Source organism: Salinimicrobium sp. WS361, assembly GCF_050750585.1.
In the GTDB taxonomy this organism is placed as follows: domain Bacteria; phylum Bacteroidota; class Bacteroidia; order Flavobacteriales; family Flavobacteriaceae; genus Salinimicrobium.
Window position 1 is genome coordinate 1 of record NZ_JBOJLM010000058.1, and the last position, 775, is coordinate 775.

General features: G+C 45.0%; 1 pseudogene. It reads left to right on the plus strand.

The window, feature by feature from the left end:
* A pseudogene (locus ACQ93I_RS17220) lies at positions 1-775 on the plus strand (hypothetical protein); the annotation flags it as partial.

Consider the following 775-nt stretch of genomic DNA (forward strand, 5'->3'; position numbering starts at 1 on the left):
AGATGCCGAAGGAAACGCGACTATCACTCCGGCGATGATCGACAACGGTTCTGCTGATGCCTGCGGAGTTTCAAAAATGTCTCTTGATAATGACACTTTTGACTGCTCAAATGTTGGAGAGAACACGGTTGTTCTTACTGTTGAAGACAACAACGGGAATACTACTTCTTCCGAAGCAATCGTAACTGTAGAAGACAAAGTAGCTCCGGTGGTTGCTATCCAAAACATCACTGTTCAACTGGATGCCGAAGGAAACGCCACTATCAAGCCAGATCAAATCGACAACGGTTCTGCTGATGCCTGCGGAATTTCAGAAATGTCTCTTGATAATGACACTTTTGACTGCTCAAATGTTGGGGAGAACACGGTTGTTCTTACTGTTGAAGACAACAACGGGAATACTACTTCTTCCGAAGCAATTGTTACTGTAGAAGATAACGTAGCTCCTGTAGTTGCAATCCAAAACATCACTGTTCAACTGGATGCCGAAGGAAACGCGACTATCACTCCGGCGATGATCGACAACGGTTCTGCCGATGCCTGCGGGATTTTAGAAATGTCTCTTGATATTGACACTTTTGACTGCTCAAATGTTGGGGTGAACACGGTTGTTCTTACTGTTGAAGACAACAACGGGAATACTACTTCTTCCGAAGCAATTGTTACTGTAGAAGATAACGTAGCTCCTGTAGTTGCAATCCAAAACATCACAGTTCAACTGGATGCCGAAGGAAACGCGACCATTATTCCGGCGATGATCGACAACGGCTCTGCC